Raw genomic sequence first — 18,033 nt, 5'->3', positions numbered from 1 at the left:
ATTAATTTCAATTTTTATGTAAAATGCTGTGATAATCAGACGTTGGGCCACTGAATACGTTGCGGAGAAATGCAACCGAATTCCTGGCGTCTGAATCAAGCTGTGCCAGACTGGCACCCTGGCTTAAATCACGCCAGATTTTAATATCATTTCCAACAGTACCACCATTTCTTACAAAAGGTTCCATAACAACATTCCCCTGATATCCAATAGCACGAAGAGCCATTCCAATTTCATACCATGGAAAACCTCCTTTTCCAGGCAACCGGCGGTTGTTTTCACCAACATGAAAATGACCCAGTTTATCTCCGGCTAAAAGAATGGCTTCCACCATATTATCTTCTTCAATATTCATATGGAAAGTATCCAGCATAATTTTTACGGAAGGAACATCAACTTCTTCTACAAATTGTCTGCATTCTGCACAGGTATTGATAAGATATCCCTCAAAACGATTCAGTACTTCAAGGCAATAATTAACACCACATTCGGCTGCAATCTTTCCTACTGTGCGGACATTTTTGACACTTCGCTCCCAGTCTCCGGCTTTATCAATCGGCTGGCTATAGTCAACTGGCCAGTAAGAATAGATGCCTCCACCCAAAGTATGAATATTAAGAAATTCCAGCTTTTTAAGAATATCAGTATAAAATGTAATTGCATTGTTCACAATTGCAGAATCCGGACTTCCAAGATTCTCACTGGCATTTGGACCATATCCGGCTGTTAAAATAATTCCCTGATCATCCGCTTCTTTTTTCAGTGAAGCTAAATCTTCCATGGAAATATTTTTTAACATTGCACAGGATATTTCCAGAATATCAAAACCTAATTCTTTTACTTTGCGTATATATTGTTTTTGATCAGCATTCCATTCTTTTTCCCAATATGCAAAATAGATTCCATAGTTCATAGTAAAAACCTCCTTATATCATTTACTATTCAGTAATTGCTGCAAAAGCATCGCAGAAATTTTTATTTTGTTCCAGCCGTCTGGCAGCTCCAAGAACATTAGTGGTGCTCACTACAAAAGAAGAAAGTTTCTGATAATCATGATTTATACACTCAAAGGAACCTTCCTTTTGAAAATATGAAACAACATCATAAAGTGTCCGGGCAGCGAGCTTTTCATCTATTTGTGCAAGGCACCAGATAACCCAGCCGCTTGCAGTTGCCCAATATGCACCATTCTGGTATTCTTCATGCGGTATTTCGATTAATAACCGTTCCCAGTATTCTCCTGAAAGCAGATGACGGATTTGACCATGTAATACATATCTGTCATAATAATCTTTAAGGAAGGTAAGAATATCACTCTTTATCTCATCGGTGCATGGAAAATTGATATATAACATATAAGCAATTCCCCAGATATCAATCTGTGCACAGTCATCTGTTGCAGCAAGAAAAGCATGAGAATCGGAATGGTACAGGTATTTGATGGATGATTCAATTGCGTTGCAACGTTGTAAATATAATTCTTTATCAGAAGGTGAACTTGTCATGCGGAACATGTGCAGGCATGCACGCCAGTAAAGCAGGCTTTCCATATAAAGAGAGCCGGTCTTGGCAACAGTATCGGTAAATCCATATGGAGAATGGGGCTTTACAGGATCATTATAGACAAGTCCATGTTTGTCTAGCGGAATGGCATTTAAGCCCTGACGTAAATAGGGTTCCCATTTCTTAAATAATTCCTGAAATTCACCAGGTTTTAGTCTTGTCATTAAAGAGTGGACAGTAAATATCAGAAAAGGAGTATTATCCAGATTGGCTTCTCCAATAGGTTTTCCTACAACACCTGCTGCATAGGCAGTGACACCATCTTCGTAGATACGGTCAGGCATCCACCCATCATCAGCACGTCTATGGTCAATTGCGTATTGTATACAGCCAATAATTTCATCATTTGAAATACAGTCACCGGCGTATTCTACCATATAAGAAAAATCCCTAAGCCATAATGCATTATAACTTGAGACACCATCCGGGGTAAAAATAGTAATTCCGTTGGTAGTAGTAACTTTGCAGTTTTTTAACAGGTCAGAAGAACTGTCTGTTAAATATTGAATCGTTTGATAAAGACTCTTTTTCATATGCATATGATATCCTTTCTTAAATAATAAATAATTAAAAAATATAGCACTCATTATGTAATTATCAGAAAAAAACATGCTGTTGTTATCAGAGTATAACATAAAAGAATAGTTTTTTAAATATATTTTGCAAAAATAATTTATAAAATATTATTGTAAAAGTACTTTACAAAACAAATGAGAGGTGCTATGATACATGTCAAGGGAGGACAAGTGAATGAAAAACACTACAAAAGTTTTAAAAGAAGCAAACAAGTACCTGATTATGCAATGTATTTTATCGTATCAGCCACTTACGATAGAAGAGATTGTAAGAAAAACAATGGTGAGCCGACCAACGGTTCTTGAAGTGATTAAAGAGCTGCAGGAAAACGGTTACATTATTAAGAAAGGTCAGGTCAGAAGTACCGGGGGAAGACCTGCAGATCTGATACTTGTAAATGCAAAGGCATGTTATGCAATTGGAATAGATTTGGAATTTCCAATTCACAGAACCAGAATTGCAGTAACAAATGCAGCAAAAGAAATTATCGGTTCAAAAGAAATTCGTTACGAGGCAGATGCTGAGGCAGATGAAGTTTTGCAAGGATTGATAAATGAAATTGAAGAAATTGTAAAAAAAGTTGGCATCAGTATGGAAAAGGTATTGGGGATAGGACTTGGACTTCCTGGAAATATTGATGAAAAAAATGGAATTTCCGTTCATATTGAACGTATTAAGAATTGGAATGACATACATATTAAGGACATATTAGAAGAAAAATTCCATGTACCTGTCTATATTAAAAATGATGTACATTTGCTTTCTGTTGCAGAGAGAGAAAAATACATGGTATCAGATATAGAAAACTTTATTTACATAGGACTTCGATCCGGTATTGGTAGTGCAATTTTTTATCACGGAAGATTGATAGAAGGAAGACAGGGAAATGCAGGATTTATTGGACACACTACAGTAAATCCGGAAGGCCCGTTATGTACCTGTGGAAAATGTGGATGCCTGGATGCATTTGCAAGTGAAATGGCGATGAACAATGAATATAAAAAACTTTGTTTAGAAGCAGGCAAAGAGTATTCAAAGGATGAAGAACACTTAACAGTACAGGATTTTATTGAAAAAGCAGAAAAAGGAGAGGAGATCAGCCGTCAGGTATTAAAGCGTTCCGGCTTTTATATTGGAATAGCGATAGCAAATCTGATTAAAACACTGGAAATTACTACAGTTATTATTGGTGGTTGTACACAGATTGAAGATACCGAATTTGTTAATGAAATTAAGAATACGGCAAAGAATTATCTGACAAGAGGATATGAAAATGAGATTGAAATAAGAGTTGGCTCTTTAAAGCAGGAAGAATATCCACTGGGTGCCTGCTGCCATGTCTTAAGTCATATTCTTGAAAAACCAAAGCTCTCCTTAAATGCATAATGATATGGTGCAATAATTCCGCCAGGAATTATAAATAAATTATATTTTATAGGAGGTACTTTACATGAAAAAGAAGATTGTGTCCATTATGTTGACAGCAGCAATGACAATTTCAATGTTGGCAGGTTGTGGCTCAACAAGCGACAACAGTAGTGAAAGCACAGGGGGAAACACAGAGAAAGCAGCAGATGCAGATTCATCAGGGGACGAGGTAACATTGGAATTCCTGTCCTGTAAGGTTGAGGATGCGCCAAAAGAAGCACTGGATGAGATTATCAGTAATTTTGAAAAAGATAATCCAGGAGTTAAAATTGAAGTGCAGAGTATGAATTCTGATAACTTAAAAACCACATTACGTTCCAGAGCAGCATCAGGTGACATGCCGGATATTGTTACATGGATGAAAGAAATTGATGAAGATTATCTTTTGGATTTATCTGGAGAAGATTTCTTATCTAACATCAATTCAGACACATTGGCAGGTGCAAATAAGATATATGATGATGGCACTTATGCAATGCCATTAGACAATGGATGGATTGGATTATTCTATAATAAGGATGTCCTCGAAGCAAATGATATAGAAGTTCCGACTACTTATTCAGATTTAGTAGCAGCATGTGAAAAACTTCAGAAAAATGGGGTTACACCATTTGCTTCCAGTTTAAGTGACCTGAGTGTTCCGTATATTGCATTAATTGGTCTGTTTGCAGAAAATGTATATGCAAAAAATCCGGATTGGAGTGCAGAGCGTGATGCTGGAGAACATTCTTTTGCAACAGATGAAGGCTGGAAAAAATCTTTTGATGAGTTAACAGATGTTGTTTATAAATACTGTGACCCGGATAACGCATACAACCTTTCTTATGATGACTGCGCAGCAAATTTTGCTAATGGTGAGAATGCATTTTATTTTGAAGGTTCCTGGGCATTATCAAGTGTCAGAGGAGTAAACAGTGATGCTAATATTGGAATTATGGCATTCCCGGTTTCTGATAACCCGGATGACAGTGTTCTGTTATGTTTCCCGGATACTTCACTTTCTATCTGTAAAGATTCTGAAAATGCAGATATTGCAAAGAAGTTCCTTGCATATATGTCAAGTGAAGAAGCTGGAACTATCTGGGCAGAAAAATGTGCAGTTTCCTCTGCAATTAATGGTGTTAATGTAGATTATGATCCGGTTGCAGCAGATATTAATTCTTACATTAATTCAGGTAAGATTACACCGCTTGGCGACAGAGTTTTAAGAACAACCTTTACAGATAAACTCTGGGAGATCTTCTCTTACTATATGTTAGGCGAAAGTGATTGGGAGACAACAGCTGCCACTCTGGATGAGTATTGGGATAAGGCATATAAAGAACAGCAGTAATTGATAATAATACCGGAGCTGTTGTATCGAATGTAGATTGGATTTGTCAGTTTGACGGATCTGAAAAAAATACAGTTGATATAATAGCTCCGATTTTTTTAACAGGATGTGAGAGTACATGAGAAAAAAAAGAAAAGAGACATTATTTTATTTTTGCCTGTTATTGCCAGCAATGATATTGTTTGTTTTATTCTTTATAATTCCGGTAGTTCAAAGTTTCTGGCTTTCTTTTACCGATTCTTATGGAATGAAAACAGAGTATAATTTTATCTGGTTCGACAATTATAAAGAGGCATTTAAAGATAAGACATTTACACAAACAATAAAAAATACATTGAGCTATACTTTGATAGCGGTTATTGCAGGAAATTTAGTATCTATTTTACTGGCCTTTTTATTAGATGCAAAATTAAAAGCTAAAAATTTCTTCCGGACAATATTTTTTATTCCGAATACAATGAGTCTGCTGGTTGTAGGTTATATCTGGTATTTTGTATACACAAAAGTTTTACCTGAAATGACAAAAACAATATCCGGTACATCAGTAGCGTTATTAGGTAATAAATCACTGGTAATTTTAGCATTGGCTATTGTTGGAATATGGAATGTAGCTGGATATTATATGGTGATATATATTGCTGGTTTACAGAGTATTTCAGATGATTTGATAGAGGCTGCAAAAATCGATGGTGCAGGAACATTAAAAACAATCTGGTATATTAAGCTTCCGATTCTTGCACCGACAATTATGACTTGTCTTATTTTGTCAGTAGCAGCGCATATGAAAGTATTTGAACTGCCATACACTATGACATCCGGAGGTCCGGTAGGCGCATCAAGTACCATGGTATATAAAATATATACAACTGCATTTGGTGCCAGCCGAAATGGATATGCATCTGCACAGTCCATCATCCTGTTTCTGATTATTGCAGGCATTTCGCTTGTACTTAACGCAATTATGAAGAAGAAGGAGGAGCGATTATCATGAAAAAGAAAAGTAATACTATACTTAACATAATAAAATATGCAGTAACAATTGTGTTTGCAATTTTATTTGTAGCTCCCCTTCTTCTGGTATTTATTAATTCTTTTAAAACAAAAGCAGAAATTAGTTCATCTGCATTAGCACTGCCTCAGACATGGAATCTGGATAATTATATTACGATAATTACGGAAAGTAATTTTGTATCCTCTTTTATGACAAGTATTTTTACAGTTGTTGTAACAACATCATTAACAGTATTGGTTGCAGCAATTACTGGATATGCATTGGCCAGATGGCATTCTAAGGTGTCCAGTATTATTATGCTGGTAATTATGACAACCTTATTTGTTCCATTTCAGGTTTATATGGTAGCATTGATTGTAGTAGTTCGTAAAATTGGATTAGTTGGCAATTTATTTGGATTAATTTTGGTTTATCTTGCATTAGGAATGCCAGTACCAATTTTCTTATGCAGAAGTTATTGTGTGGGTTTGCCACGGGAACTGGAAGAAGCAGCTATAATTGATGGATGTTCAAGATTTAAAATGCTTGGTAAAATAGTACTTCCACTGATGCGTCCAATACTTGCAACAGTTGCGGTTTTGAATGCGTTATGGGTATGGGGAGAATTTTTGGTAGCATTTCTTGTATATGGAAACGGAAAACCAATGACATTACCGTTATCACAGCAGTACTTCTATGGAACATATAGCAATCAATGGAATTTAATTTTAGCAAACTTTGTAATTTCAAGTATTCCGATTATTTTATTCTATATTCTTATGCAAAAAAATATTGTAAAAGGAATTGCAGCAGGTGCTGTAAAGGGTTAAAATTTAATAGAGCAAAGGAGAGAATACAATGATTTTTGGAGGACTTGAAGCTGGCGGAACCAAGATGGTCTGCGCCATCGGAAATGAAAACGGAGAGGTATTGGAGAGGATTTCCATTCCGACATGTACACCGGATGAAACATTTCCTGAAATGATTGCATATTTTCAGGAGAAAAAGATTGAAGCATTGGGCATCGGTTCCTTTGGACCGGTGGATTTAAACAGAAATTCAGCAACTTACGGACATATCACAAAAACACCGAAGCCGGGCTGGGCAGGAGCAGATTTTGTAGGCAGAATGAAGGAAGCCCTTCAGGTTCCGGTAGGTTTTGATACGGACGTAAATGCCGCTATCCTGGGCGAAGTGACCTGGGGAGCAGCAAAAGGCTGCGAAAATGCCATTTATATTACCGTTGGCACAGGAATTGGTGTGGGAGTGTACGTCAATGGCGGATTGGTTCATGGACTGGTACATCCGGAAGGTGGTCATATTCTGATTCAGAAAAATCCGAAAGATACTTATGGCGGCTGTTGTCCGTTCCATACACATTGCGTGGAGGGTCTGGCTTCCGGACCATCCATTCTCGGAAGATACGGAAAAGAAGCGAAGGAGCTTACTGACGTGCCGGAGGTATGGGAATTAGAGGCAGATTATCTGGCACAGGCAATCACCAATTATATTCTGATGTATTCCCCACAGAAGATTATTCTCTGGGGGGGTGTGATGCACCAGGAGAAATTATTTGCCATGATCCGGGAGAATGTGAAGGAGATGTTACACGGCTACGTTTACCATCCGATGATTTCAGAGCATATGGATGATTATATTGTGGCACCTGGTCTGGGTGAAAATCCGGGTGTACTGGGTTCCATGAAGCTTGGAATGCTGGAATGGGAAAAGGAGAAATAATATGGAAAAGGATTTAAACTGGGCAGTACTGGGTACCGGTGTAATTGCAAATGAAATGGCGCAGGCATTGCAGAAAATGGGAAAAACCATGTATGCAGTAGCCAACCGTACCCATGAAAAAGCAGTAGCATTTGCAGAAAAATACGGGATTGCCAAAGTTTATGATTCGATAGATGAAGTTTTTGTAGATGATGAAGTGGATATTATTTATATTACAACGCCCCACAATACCCATTACAAATTTATGAAAGCTGCATTACAGCATGGAAAACATATTCTGGTAGAAAAATCAATTACATTAAATAGTAAAGAATTAAACGAGATGGTTCTGTTGGCAAAACAGAACCATCTCGTTGTGGCAGAGGCGATGACAATCTGGCACATGCCGCTTTATAAAAAACTCTGGGAGATCATTAAGAATGGTGAGCTTGGAAAAGTTCAGATGATTACCATTAATTTTGGCAGTTTTAAAGAATACAATATGGAAAACCGTTTTTTCAATATGAATCTTGCAGGCGGGGCAATGCTTGATATCGGTGTATATGCACTTTCCATTGTAAGAAGCTTTATGGATAAAAAGCCGGAAGAGATTGTCAGCCAGAGAAAGGTATCACCGACTGGTTCAGACGAGCAGGCAACCATTTTATTAAAAAATGATTTAAATCAGATGGCAGTAGTAGCACTTTCCATGCATTCCAAGCAGCCAAAGCGGGCGATGATCAGTTGCGAGAAGGGCTATATAGAAATCATGGAGTTTCCAAGAGCAGAGAAAGCAACCATTGTAGATGCTGTAACAGGAGCAAAAACAGAGATAGACTGCGGCTGTACCGCAGATGCATTGCGATATGAACTGACGGATATGGAGCAGGCAGTAAGCCGGCAGAATGCGGATGATATGAAGCTTGCTTTTTCAAGGGATGTCATGGATATCATGACAAAAATAAGAAAAGACTGGAATATGAAATATCCTGGGGAAGACTGGTAACTGCAGGTTAAGAAAATCGTAAGAATCCGGGCATTGACGTGATATATGATGTTGATTAAGATGGAATAAGATGAGAGATAAGGAAGTTTAAGAAATGGAAGCTTATAGTAAAGATACTTATTTCATGAATATATTAAAACAGGTTGAAGCAGAAACCAGAATTTTGCAGTCCAGAGAGCATATCCAGCATGGAACCACCGAAGTATATGAGCATTGCGTTCAGGTGGCATATGAAAGTTACCTTTTTGCAAAGGAACATCAGCTTAAAGTAGAAATGGAGCAGCTGATCCGTGGGGCGTTGCTTCATGATTATTTCTTATATGACTGGCATAACCAGCTGACGCCACATCATCTGCATGGATTTTTCCATCCGGGTGTAGCATTGCGGAATGCCAGCATGGATGTAGAATTAACTCCGATAGAGCATGACATTATCAAGAAGCATATGTTTCCGCTGACGCTGGTGCCGCCGAAATATTTAGAAAGCTGGATTGTCTGCTGGATTGACAAGAAATGTTCTGCCAGAGAGACCTTACAGCGCAGATGCAGAGAGGAAGTATGTTAGTACAGGTAAGAGAATTTATGGGCACATGCGGAAATGTGTTCCTGCATTTTCTGGTAGCCGGCAGAATTTATTTCCTTTGGTTTGTGATTTACAGTGCAGCAGGATGGCTTTATGAATCTACCATTTGCTCCCAGATAAAATATCATAAATTTATCAACCGTGGCTACTTAAGAGGTCCGTGGATTCCGATTTATGGAGCGGGAGCAGTGCTTAATTACTGGCTCATCGGCTGGATTGGAAATGTGCCGGCAATCTTTGTGGTAGCCATGTTTACCTCCGGCGTAGTAGAGTATATTACTTCTTATGCGATGGAGCGTATGTTCCACAAACGCTGGTGGGATTATACCAGATACAGATATAATCTGAACGGGAGAATCTGTCTTTATGGCTGCATCATATTTGGAATCGGAAACGTGATACTGCTCTGCTTCGTTCATCCGGTAATCATGCAGCTTACCGCAGCAATTCCGGAGCTGGTGCTCACCAGAGTGGTACTTTTCCTATATATTCTCTTTGTAGTTGATGTGGTTTATACGACCGTACATATGGAAACCGTCCGTGCAAGAATGGAAAAGCTGGCACGGCAGATGCGGGACCGGAAAGAATGTTACCTTTATATGGCGGGGGAGCAGAAGGAGTACTGTAAAATTTACTTCGAAGAGAAGAAGGAGCGTTGCAGCAGTTTTGTGGAAGAGAAGAAGGAGCGCTGCAGCAGCTTTGTAGAAGAACGGAAAGAACTGTGCGTTCAATATGTAGAGAAAGTAAAAGACCGGTTCCGGGGGTAGAAGAAAAGAATGGATAAAAAGAAATATGCGATAATAGCAAATGTTATACTATTAATCTGGTATTTTCTTGCTATGACAGGAGTTAAAATTGGCAGCAAATATTTGGTAGAGGGAGCATTCAGGGATGAATGGATGTTTATGGTTATTCCTGTAGTTACATTTTTGTTATTTGTTTTTGCAGGAAAAATCGGTAAATATATTCATTTGATATGGCTTTCCATGTGGTTTATAACACAATTTTTAAGCCACGAGTGGTATACAATCTTTGGAAATGGATTTATGGGAAATGTAGAAAATAAGATAAAATATTTTAAGGATTGTATTCAGGTAGTAAACATTTCTGGAAGATATGTTCCGGATTTATATCATATTATACTGCATGTGTTAATTATACTTGCAATAGTTAGTATCGTTTTAGTGTCTGATAAACCCCAAAATAATGGATAAAAGTTACACCGGATGGTAATGGCAGTAAAGTGGGATGGAGAGGCAGTTTATTTTATAAATATTTTACTTGTTTTCTTCAAGGGCATTTGTTACAATCAACACAAAGCATATATTCTGATTTTCGAGTGGCGAAAGCCAATCTAAATTTCTGGTATCAATTCAATGAATTCTATGCTTTTAAATTCTAATTACAATTAACAAACGCATAGTGCATTGGATAGGTGGAATTTCAGAATCGGAAATGAGATTATGATAACAGTACCTGACAAATAAGTTTGAACGATATGAAAATTCGTTCTTACGAAAAGCCAAGTATATCATCCTGCTTTTCCTTGCACTATGGGAAAAGGAGGAAACATGAAAACTTTAGAAGAACTGAATCTGGTGGATGACTTTCTGGTAAACAGCCTGACCAGTCACAAAATTTACGGGGAACAGTCGGCGAGGTACATTTTGGAATGCATTCTGCGTCGGCAGATAGGAAAGCTTACAGTAGTGCCGCAGCGCTTCTTCTGTGGAGAGAATACAGAGACTCACGGCATTCGGCTGGATGTATATCTGGATGAAGAGAACGGAGAAATCTTTGATATAGAACCAGACCAGAATGATGGAAAAGAAGAAATCGTATCACTGCCCCGAAGAGTCCGGTTTTACCATGCGAAGATTGACGCAGGAAATCTGACAGCAGGGGATACCTATGGGAGTCTTCGGAATGTCATCGTAATCTTTATTACAACTTATGACCCCTTTGGACTGAATCGCATGGTGTATACAATTAAAAATGGATGTATCGAAGTACCGGAATTAGAATATGAGGATGGCGCACAGACGATATTCCTGTATACAAGGGGAAGGGAAGGAAACCCGCCGGAGGAATTAAAACAGCTACTGCATTACATGGAGCATTCATCCATAGAGAATGCTCCATCTGAAAACTTGAAAAAGTTACATCGGATGGTAACGGCAGTCAAGCGGGATGGAGAGGTAGGTCTTGCATATATGAAGAGTTTTGAGAGAGAAGAGCGGATTCGGAAACAAGGTTTGAAAGAAGGCTTGCAGGAGGGAAAAGAAGTAGAAATCATAAAGCTCGGTCGTAAATTTGGAAAATCAGATGCCGAAATCCTGGCATTGCTGCAGGAAGAATTACAGATAACGGAAGAGCAGGCAAAACAGGTATTAGAAAAGTATGGAAAGACTTTGGATTTATAAAGCGATAAGATTTAGAAAGAAATAGCGAGTTATAGGACAAAAAAGAGTTGTACCGGAACGTCCATCAGGACAAATCGGTACAACTCTTTTGGCTTTTTAATAGATTATTTCATTACAATTTTACAGAATTTCTTCTTTCCACGTTTCAGAACAAATTCTTCTGCATTTTTGATATCATCCGGAGTATATGTGGTCTTGATGTCGGTTACTTTTTCGCCGTTGACGGTAACACCACCCTGCTCTACGGCACGACGTGCCTCGGAACGGGAAGCACAAAGTCCGGCAGAAACAAGAAGTCCCATGATATCGATAACGCCATCGCGAAGGTCTGCCTCTGCAATTTCAGCAGCAGGCATATCTGCATGATTGCCGCCGGAGAATAATGCTCTTGCACTCTCCTGTGCTTTTTTGGCTTCCTCTTCGCCATGAACCAGATTGGTCAGTTCGTAAGCTAAGATTTCTTTTGCCTGGTTCAACTGGCTGCCTTCCCATTTATCCATTTCGTCAATCTGCTCTAATGGCAGGAAGGTTAACATACGCAGACATTTTAATACATCTGCATCGGAAACATTTCTCCAGTACTGATAGAAGTCAAATGGAGAAGTCTTATTCGGGTCAAGCCATACAGCACCGGACTGTGTTTTACCCATTTTCTTACCTTCGGAATTCAGAAGAAGGTTGATGGTCATCGCGTAAGCATCTTTTCCAAGTTTACGACGAATCAGCTCGGTTCCGCCTAACATGTTGCTCCACTGGTCATCGCCACCAAACTGCATATTACAGCCATATTTCTGGTATAAGGTATAGAAGTCGTAGCTCTGCATAATCATGTAGTTAAACTCTAAGAAGCTTAAGCCTTTTTCCATACGCTGTTTGTAGCATTCTGCGGTCAGCATACGGTTTACGGAGAAATGAGCACCGACGTCACGAAGAAGTTCGATGTAATTTAAGTCCATGAGCCAGTCAGCGTTATTTACCATAAGAGCCTTATCATCGGAAAAATCAATAAAGCGGCTCATCTGTTTCTTAAAGCAGTCACAGTTGTGCTGAATGGTTTCCGGTGTCATCATCTGACGCATATCACTACGTCCGGATGGGTCGCCGACCATACCAGTTCCGCCACCAATCAGGGCGATTGGCTTGTTGCCAGCCATCTGGAGACGTTTCATTAAGCAAAGTGCCATGAAATGTCCGACATGAAGGCTGTCTGCAGTTGGGTCAAATCCAATATAAAAAGTAGCTTTTCCATTGTTGATGAGCTCTTTAATCTCAGCTTCATCGGTTACCTGGGCAATCAGTCCACGGGCAACTAATTCATCATATAAAGTCATAATAAAAATCCTTTCTGAAAATATAATTTTTAAAATTTTGGGAAATGTTTTTATTCTGTTTCCCACATAAAAAAGCCCCCGTCCTATGAAAGGACGAGGGCGAAGTCTCGTGTTACCACCTTTTTTCACAGATTATTCGCATAACCTGCCTCAGTAAGTGTCCGTCACCGACAGGACTGCCATCTGCAGTGCCTTAGGGATACCTGGCAACTTACGCATCGATAACGTGTGCTAATCCGTCGCAGCCTACTCATTCAAATTTGCATAAGCCATTCCCTTGCAAACTATGTTTCTAATTTGACAAATGTTGAATATTTGGTGCGAAGCTCCGGGATGTATTCATAACAAGCTGCCCCTGTACCTCTCAGCAACCGGTGACTCTCTGTAGGTTTCCTTTGCTATTACTTGTTCCCATCAAAGCCTGTAACTGCCTTAATTATCCCCATTATAGGGGGTAACTTAAAATTTGTCAAACATAAGATTTTAAAAGCCGGATTTAAAAATTTGTTATTTATTGTTTAACAAATCTTAAGGAAATGTAAATTGACAAATTACTTTAATTGTGTAATTGTATTAATGGAGTAATACACAAAAAGAAAATTGAAGACAAAAGGAAAGTTTATTCGTTTTAGTTAACAGAGATACAGGAGGTTAGGAAAATGAAGAAAATTACATTTACAGTACCTTGTTACAATTCACAGGATTATATGAAACGTTGCATAGATTCTCTTCTGGTATGCAAAGAGGAAGGGGAAATTATCATTGTAGATGACGGCTCTACCGACAGAACCGGAGAGATTGCCGACGAGTATGCAAAGGAATATCCGGATATTGTGAAAGTCATACATAAAGAAAACGGTGGACATGGTTCCGGCGTAAATGCAGGACTTGAGGCAGCCACAGGAACTTATTTTAAAGTGGTGGATTCCGATGACTGGCTGGATGAGGAAAGTTTAAAGGAGCTTCTTTCAGAGCTTCGGGAATGGGAATGGCAGGAAAAAGAAGTGGATCTGGTAGTCTGCAATTACGTCTATGACCACCTTTATGAGAACAGGACAAAGCCAATGCGCTATACCAATGTATTTCCGGAGAAGAAGCTTTGTACCTGGAATGACATGGGCAATTTTAAGCCGTCCCAGTACCTTGTGATGCATGCGTTGCTTTACCGCACCCAGATATTGCGGGACTGCAGGCTGCAATTGCCGAAGCATACTTTTTATGTGGATAACATATTTGCATATAAACCATTACCTTATGTAAAAAATATCTGCTATCTGAATCTGGATTTGTATCACTATTTTCTGGGAAGAGATGACCAGTCCGTAAATGAAAAAGTCTTAATGAAGCGGATTGACCAGCAGATTAAGGTAACCAAACTGGTGTCAGACTGTGTGAACCTTGGTGAGGTGTCAAAAACTTATCCGAAGCTGGCAGCCTATATGACAAGAAATATCTCTGTCATGATGGCAATTTCTTCCATCCACCTGCTGCTGATTGGAGATAAGGAAGCTTATGCGAAACGGGAGAATCTCTGGGAGCATATAAAGGCACTGCATCCAAAGCTTTATAGCATTTTAAAATACCGGAGATTAAGCGGATTTACTTATCTGCCGGGTGGTGCGGCAGGCGGCTTTGTAACCCTGACCGGCTATCGCCTGGCACGGAAAATGTACCAGTTCCAGTAAGAAACAGGACAGCCAACAATGCAAAAACTACAGCATAAGGCTGCATAAAAGCAATATAAGAAACAGCAGGAATTGTACAAGAGGATAAGAAAATGGAAAAATTATACATCGGATTAGTAGATACGCCGGGGCTGTTTGCGTGGATGATCCGCAAAGCCATTCGGCAGGATTACATACATGTGGTGCTTGGCATGGACGAGATGCTGGATGAGTGCTACAGCGTGGGAAGAAGATTTCCTTCGATACCGCTTCTGGCGGGTTTCGAGCGGGAAGAAAAGGAGAAAATCATACGGGCATTTCCAACGGCGCGTTACATGATATTTGCCATAGACTGCACAAAAAAGCAGAAGGAAAATATCAGAAAGCAATTGAAAAAATGCTATGAAAACCGCTACAAATATCATTACTGCATCGCAGGACTGCCTTTTATTTTATTGCAGAAGGAATTCTTCCGGGAGAAACGCTATACCTGTTCCTCCTTTGTTGCCCGGGTGCTAGAGGAAAATGGGTTAAAGCTTTTTTCGAAGCATTTTTCCTTGGTAACTCCAAAAGATTTTTATGAATTAGAGCAGAAAGAGGTCATCTATGAAGGAGAACTTAAGCAGCTCATCCGTATGGAGCAGTATCGGACAGAAATTGCATAAGAATAAAAAGAATCTCATCAGTGTCCTGCTGTTTCTCTTACTGGCGGCACTGACTTTCTCTGCTATCTGTAGGGGAAATGATATGACAGAGGTTGCAAAGGCAGTAAGAAAAATGGATGCGTGGTATCTCTTTGGGGCCATGGGTCTGGGGATTTTCTTCGTATCGGCAGAAGGGCTGATGATCTGCTATCTTCTGCGGGCACTGGGAAATCCCGTTGCAGCAGGCAGGTGCATCAAATATTCTTTTATCGGATTTTTCTATTCGGGAATTACACCGTCCGCCACAGGCGGACAGCCGATGCAGCTCTATCATATGAAAAAAGATGGGTTAAAGATATCGGAAAGTACGGTAGTCTTAATGACGGTAGCAGTGCTTTACAAATTTGTGCTGGTGGTGATTGGACTTTTCATGCTGCTGTTTGGCTATCATCCGCTAAAGAATTATCTGGGAAGCTATATGTGGCTTTTTTATCTGGGACTTCTGTTAAATACAGTGCTGGTGATTTTCCTTTTAATCGTAATGTTCGGACCAAAGCTGTTTCACAATATTGTGACAGGAGTGGAGCGGTTCTGCGTGCGGATACATCTGCTAAAGCATTCGGAGGAACGGATTGAAAAGCTCTCCGGTTTTGCGGAAAAATACCGGGAGACGGTGCATTTTTTTGCCAGACATAAGGGCAAAATCGTGGCGGTTACATTATTTACGGTGCTGCAAAGATGTAGTGTATTTTTCCTGACTTATCTTGTATATCTTGGCTTTCATTTAAAGGGCACAGATGCGCTTACGGTCATGATGCTCCAGGCATCCGTCTATATCGCCGTGGATATGCTGCCATTGCCGGGGGCACAGGGAATTACGGAGCTGATGTATAAGAGCATTTTCGCCGGGGTATTTCCGGGAACTTTTCTTACGGCATCCATGTGTGTATCCCGTGGAATAAATTTCTACTTTTTGTTGATAACTTCCGCAATTCTTACGGTGATGGTATATATCTTCGAGCAAAAATGCAGTAGAAAGAAACCCGCAGAAACAGCCGAATACAATTGACTTTGAGAAAATTCCCTCATATAATAAAAGTATAAGTTTTATAAGGAGGATATAAATATGGCATGTTTTTTAGTTCCGGCAACGGAAGCTGCAGTTACCACAATTGCAGAGCATGTGGTAAAGGGGAAAGAGGAACGCGCAAATAAAGAGGAACTTACCTTAAGTGAGAACAGCAAGACACCATTTTCTCATAAATTAAAATGGTTAAACCATATGCTTTGGGGCGGTTCTGCACTGCTGGCATTTGAACATATCTGGCATGGCGAAGTGACACCATGGTTCCCATTTTTAACAGCAGCAGGAAATCCGGAGGATGCGATGGCAATGCTCCATGAGATGGCAACAACCGGTGTTGCCATGGCAGTACTTGTTACGGCTGTGTGGGCTGGTATGGTGGCAGTATCCAATGTAATCGAGAAACGTCCGGTTATCGGAACAGGTAAGGAGATACAGTAATGACTTTACTTACAGCAGCCATTGCGGCAGTGATTGTAACTTTGGTATGGTATTTTAAGGACGGCACCAACGAGATGCGAATAGGAACCTTAAGTCTTATGTACTGGGGCGCCACACTGATGTGGCTGGTAGATGCGGTAGTTGAGTACATAGAATTAAAGGCAGCGTATTTTACACCGGAACCGGTGGACATGCTGAATGATTTTTTCCTGGGGATATCCGTAGTGGTCTTAGGATTAATCATCTGGCTGGTAATGTTTTTAATCAAAGATCCAAAGGGTGTGCTGCAGAAACGGTTACAGAGAAAATAGAAATATTAATAGTCCCTTTTTTAAAGGTATATTCGAACAGCAAGAGTTTGCAATAGCTGACTCTTGCTGTTTTACTGTGCAGTGCAATTCCTGCACTTGAACTTATCTTCAGGTCAAGTGTTTTAAATTCCCTGTTTAAAAAAATTCCCGGGTAAATGAAAAACCTACACTTTCGGGTAGTTTACAGGCAGGTTATTCGTAATTATTATAAAAACAGATAAAAAGTGTCGAATTGTGTCGGAGGGGAATGCATGAAAAACCGGGATAATGAATTTTTCAGAGAAGAAGAACTGGATGAACTGGTAGAAAAGAGAGATTATGAAACTCTTCGGGATAAGATGAGCAGGATTTTTGCCTGTCCGTGCTGTCTGAATGGATTTAAGCATTGTAGAAAATATCTCGAAGTTTTTTCAAAGTCCCTATTTACATTTGTGTGTCTGATGTATCAACAGTATAATTATACATTTCACGAATTACGTATGCAATTAGAAAATCAAGTAGTCCAAATTCCATAAAATGAAATTTTAGGGCAAATTACAGACATTGGCTTGGCTGTAGTATTTTTAAACAACGTGTGTTAGACTACTGTTATACAAATCGGAGTTTCAGGAGGAAAATCATGAGCAGTAGGGGAATTTTTATTTTAGCGATTACATGGATTGTTATGTCACCGTTTTGGTTCTGGGCAGAAAATATTGCGTTAGGTATCATATGGCTATGTGGCGGAGTCATTGAACTATTTATCGCATTAGTGAGACGCAGCAAAGAGAAGAAAAACAAGTAAATTCCAGTTTGTCAATTACAAGTGACATTGAAAGAGTCAGCCCATTCAAGGTGCTGGCTCTTTCAAAAATTCCATTCTAATAAATTGCACGACAACTTAAAGTAAAAATGAATACCCATTAGTAAGAAGTGAATAGAAAAATGAATAAAAGA

At 39.3% G+C, this 18,033-nt stretch carries 20 protein-coding genes; 17 read left to right on the top strand and 3 right to left on the bottom strand.

The window, feature by feature from the left end:
• Positions 1 to 7 precede the first annotated feature (7 nt).
• Positions 8 to 913 (bottom strand): D-psicose 3-epimerase, encoded by a 906-nt coding sequence (locus DXB39_RS12805; protein ID WP_117842193.1) that lies wholly within the window; start codon positions 911 to 913, stop codon positions 8 to 10.
• A gap of 25 nt (positions 914 to 938) precedes the next feature.
• Positions 939 to 2,096 (bottom strand): hypothetical protein, encoded by a 1,158-nt coding sequence (locus DXB39_RS12800; RefSeq protein ID WP_147343735.1) that lies wholly within the window; start codon positions 2,094 to 2,096, stop codon positions 939 to 941.
• 217 nt (positions 2,097 to 2,313) lie between these two features.
• On the opposite strand from DXB39_RS12800, the gene DXB39_RS12795 reads away from it, so the two are divergent.
• From DXB39_RS12795 to DXB39_RS12750, 10 genes are all read left to right on the top strand, one after another.
• The gene (locus DXB39_RS12795) at positions 2,314 to 3,525 is read left to right on the top strand and encodes an ROK family transcriptional regulator (RefSeq protein ID WP_117842195.1); all 1,212 of its coding nucleotides are present in this window, start codon (positions 2,314 to 2,316) and stop codon (positions 3,523 to 3,525) included.
• A gap of 64 nt (positions 3,526 to 3,589) precedes the next feature.
• Positions 3,590 to 4,900 (top strand): ABC transporter substrate-binding protein, encoded by a 1,311-nt coding sequence (locus DXB39_RS12790; RefSeq protein WP_117842196.1) that lies wholly within the window; start codon positions 3,590 to 3,592, stop codon positions 4,898 to 4,900.
• 118 nt (positions 4,901 to 5,018) lie between these two features.
• Positions 5,019 to 5,891, top strand: coding sequence for a carbohydrate ABC transporter permease (locus tag DXB39_RS12785; protein ID WP_117842197.1), 873 nt, complete (start codon positions 5,019 to 5,021; stop codon positions 5,889 to 5,891).
• Positions 5,888 to 6,721 (top strand): carbohydrate ABC transporter permease, encoded by an 834-nt coding sequence (locus DXB39_RS12780; RefSeq protein ID WP_117842198.1) that lies wholly within the window; start codon positions 5,888 to 5,890, stop codon positions 6,719 to 6,721. Before DXB39_RS12785 ends, DXB39_RS12780 begins: the two co-directional genes overlap by 4 nt.
• A gap of 28 nt (positions 6,722 to 6,749) precedes the next feature.
• Positions 6,750 to 7,631 (top strand): ROK family protein, encoded by an 882-nt coding sequence (locus tag DXB39_RS12775; protein WP_117842199.1) that lies wholly within the window; start codon positions 6,750 to 6,752, stop codon positions 7,629 to 7,631.
• 1 nt (position 7,632) lies between these two features.
• A complete protein-coding gene (locus DXB39_RS12770; protein ID WP_117842200.1) occupies positions 7,633 to 8,616 on the top strand; it encodes a Gfo/Idh/MocA family protein in 984 nt (327 codons plus the stop codon).
• Positions 8,617 to 8,710: 94 nt separating this feature from the next.
• Positions 8,711 to 9,181 carry a phosphohydrolase gene (locus DXB39_RS12765; RefSeq protein ID WP_117842201.1) on the top strand — a complete coding sequence of 157 codons (471 nt, stop codon included), beginning with the start codon at positions 8,711 to 8,713 and terminating at the stop codon, positions 9,179 to 9,181.
• The gene (locus DXB39_RS12760) at positions 9,175 to 9,966 is read left to right on the top strand and encodes a putative ABC transporter permease (protein WP_158565997.1); all 792 of its coding nucleotides are present in this window, start codon (positions 9,175 to 9,177) and stop codon (positions 9,964 to 9,966) included. The genes DXB39_RS12765 and DXB39_RS12760 overlap by 7 nt, the downstream gene beginning before the upstream one ends.
• Before the next feature lie 9 nt (positions 9,967 to 9,975).
• Positions 9,976 to 10,413, top strand: a complete 438-nt coding sequence (locus tag DXB39_RS12755; RefSeq protein ID WP_117699244.1) for a hypothetical protein — start codon at positions 9,976 to 9,978, stop codon at positions 10,411 to 10,413.
• Between the two features lie 357 nt (positions 10,414 to 10,770).
• Entirely contained in the window at positions 10,771 to 11,622 is an 852-nt protein-coding gene (locus DXB39_RS12750; RefSeq protein ID WP_117699245.1) for an Rpn family recombination-promoting nuclease/putative transposase, read from the top strand.
• A 104-nt stretch (positions 11,623 to 11,726) separates the two neighbouring features.
• Here the strand turns inward: DXB39_RS12750 and tyrS are convergent, their stop codons facing one another.
• Positions 11,727 to 12,953, bottom strand: a complete 1,227-nt coding sequence (tyrS, locus tag DXB39_RS12745) for a tyrosine--tRNA ligase (RefSeq protein WP_117699246.1) — start codon at positions 12,951 to 12,953, stop codon at positions 11,727 to 11,729.
• Positions 12,954 to 13,612: 659 nt separating this feature from the next.
• On the opposite strand from tyrS, the gene DXB39_RS12740 reads away from it, so the two are divergent.
• The 7 genes from DXB39_RS12740 (at position 13,613) to DXB39_RS14960 (ending at position 17,881) form a co-directional block, all read left to right on the top strand.
• Positions 13,613 to 14,638, top strand: coding sequence for a glycosyltransferase family 2 protein (locus DXB39_RS12740; protein ID WP_117699002.1), 1,026 nt, complete (start codon positions 13,613 to 13,615; stop codon positions 14,636 to 14,638).
• A 92-nt stretch (positions 14,639 to 14,730) separates the two neighbouring features.
• Positions 14,731 to 15,282 (top strand): hypothetical protein, encoded by a 552-nt coding sequence (locus DXB39_RS12735; RefSeq protein ID WP_117842203.1) that lies wholly within the window; start codon positions 14,731 to 14,733, stop codon positions 15,280 to 15,282.
• Positions 15,224 to 16,330 carry a lysylphosphatidylglycerol synthase transmembrane domain-containing protein gene (locus DXB39_RS12730; RefSeq protein ID WP_117842204.1) on the top strand — a complete coding sequence of 369 codons (1,107 nt, stop codon included), beginning with the start codon at positions 15,224 to 15,226 and terminating at the stop codon, positions 16,328 to 16,330. The genes DXB39_RS12735 and DXB39_RS12730 overlap by 59 nt, the downstream gene beginning before the upstream one ends.
• Positions 16,331 to 16,387: 57 nt before the next feature.
• Complete coding sequence (locus DXB39_RS12725; protein WP_117842205.1) at positions 16,388 to 16,786, top strand: hypothetical protein; 399 nt, start codon at positions 16,388 to 16,390, stop codon at positions 16,784 to 16,786.
• Positions 16,786 to 17,097 carry a hypothetical protein gene (locus DXB39_RS12720; protein WP_022242543.1) on the top strand — a complete coding sequence of 104 codons (312 nt, stop codon included), beginning with the start codon at positions 16,786 to 16,788 and terminating at the stop codon, positions 17,095 to 17,097. Before DXB39_RS12725 ends, DXB39_RS12720 begins: the two co-directional genes overlap by 1 nt.
• A 251-nt stretch (positions 17,098 to 17,348) precedes the next feature.
• Positions 17,349 to 17,612: a hypothetical protein gene (locus DXB39_RS12715; protein ID WP_117901609.1), complete on the top strand. Its 264-nt coding sequence runs from the start codon at positions 17,349 to 17,351 to the stop codon at positions 17,610 to 17,612.
• Positions 17,613 to 17,716: 104 nt separating this feature from the next.
• Positions 17,717 to 17,881, top strand: coding sequence for a hypothetical protein (locus tag DXB39_RS14960; RefSeq protein ID WP_171024793.1), 165 nt, complete (start codon positions 17,717 to 17,719; stop codon positions 17,879 to 17,881).
• Positions 17,882 to 18,033: the final 152 nt, after the last annotated feature.

The sequence above is a fragment of the Roseburia sp. OM03-7AC genome, assembly GCF_003462625.1.
GTDB lineage: Bacteria > Bacillota > Clostridia > Lachnospirales > Lachnospiraceae > Roseburia_C > Roseburia_C amylophila.
Note: the sequence above shows the minus strand (reverse complement) of the source record. Positions and strands in the feature narration are given on the sequence as shown.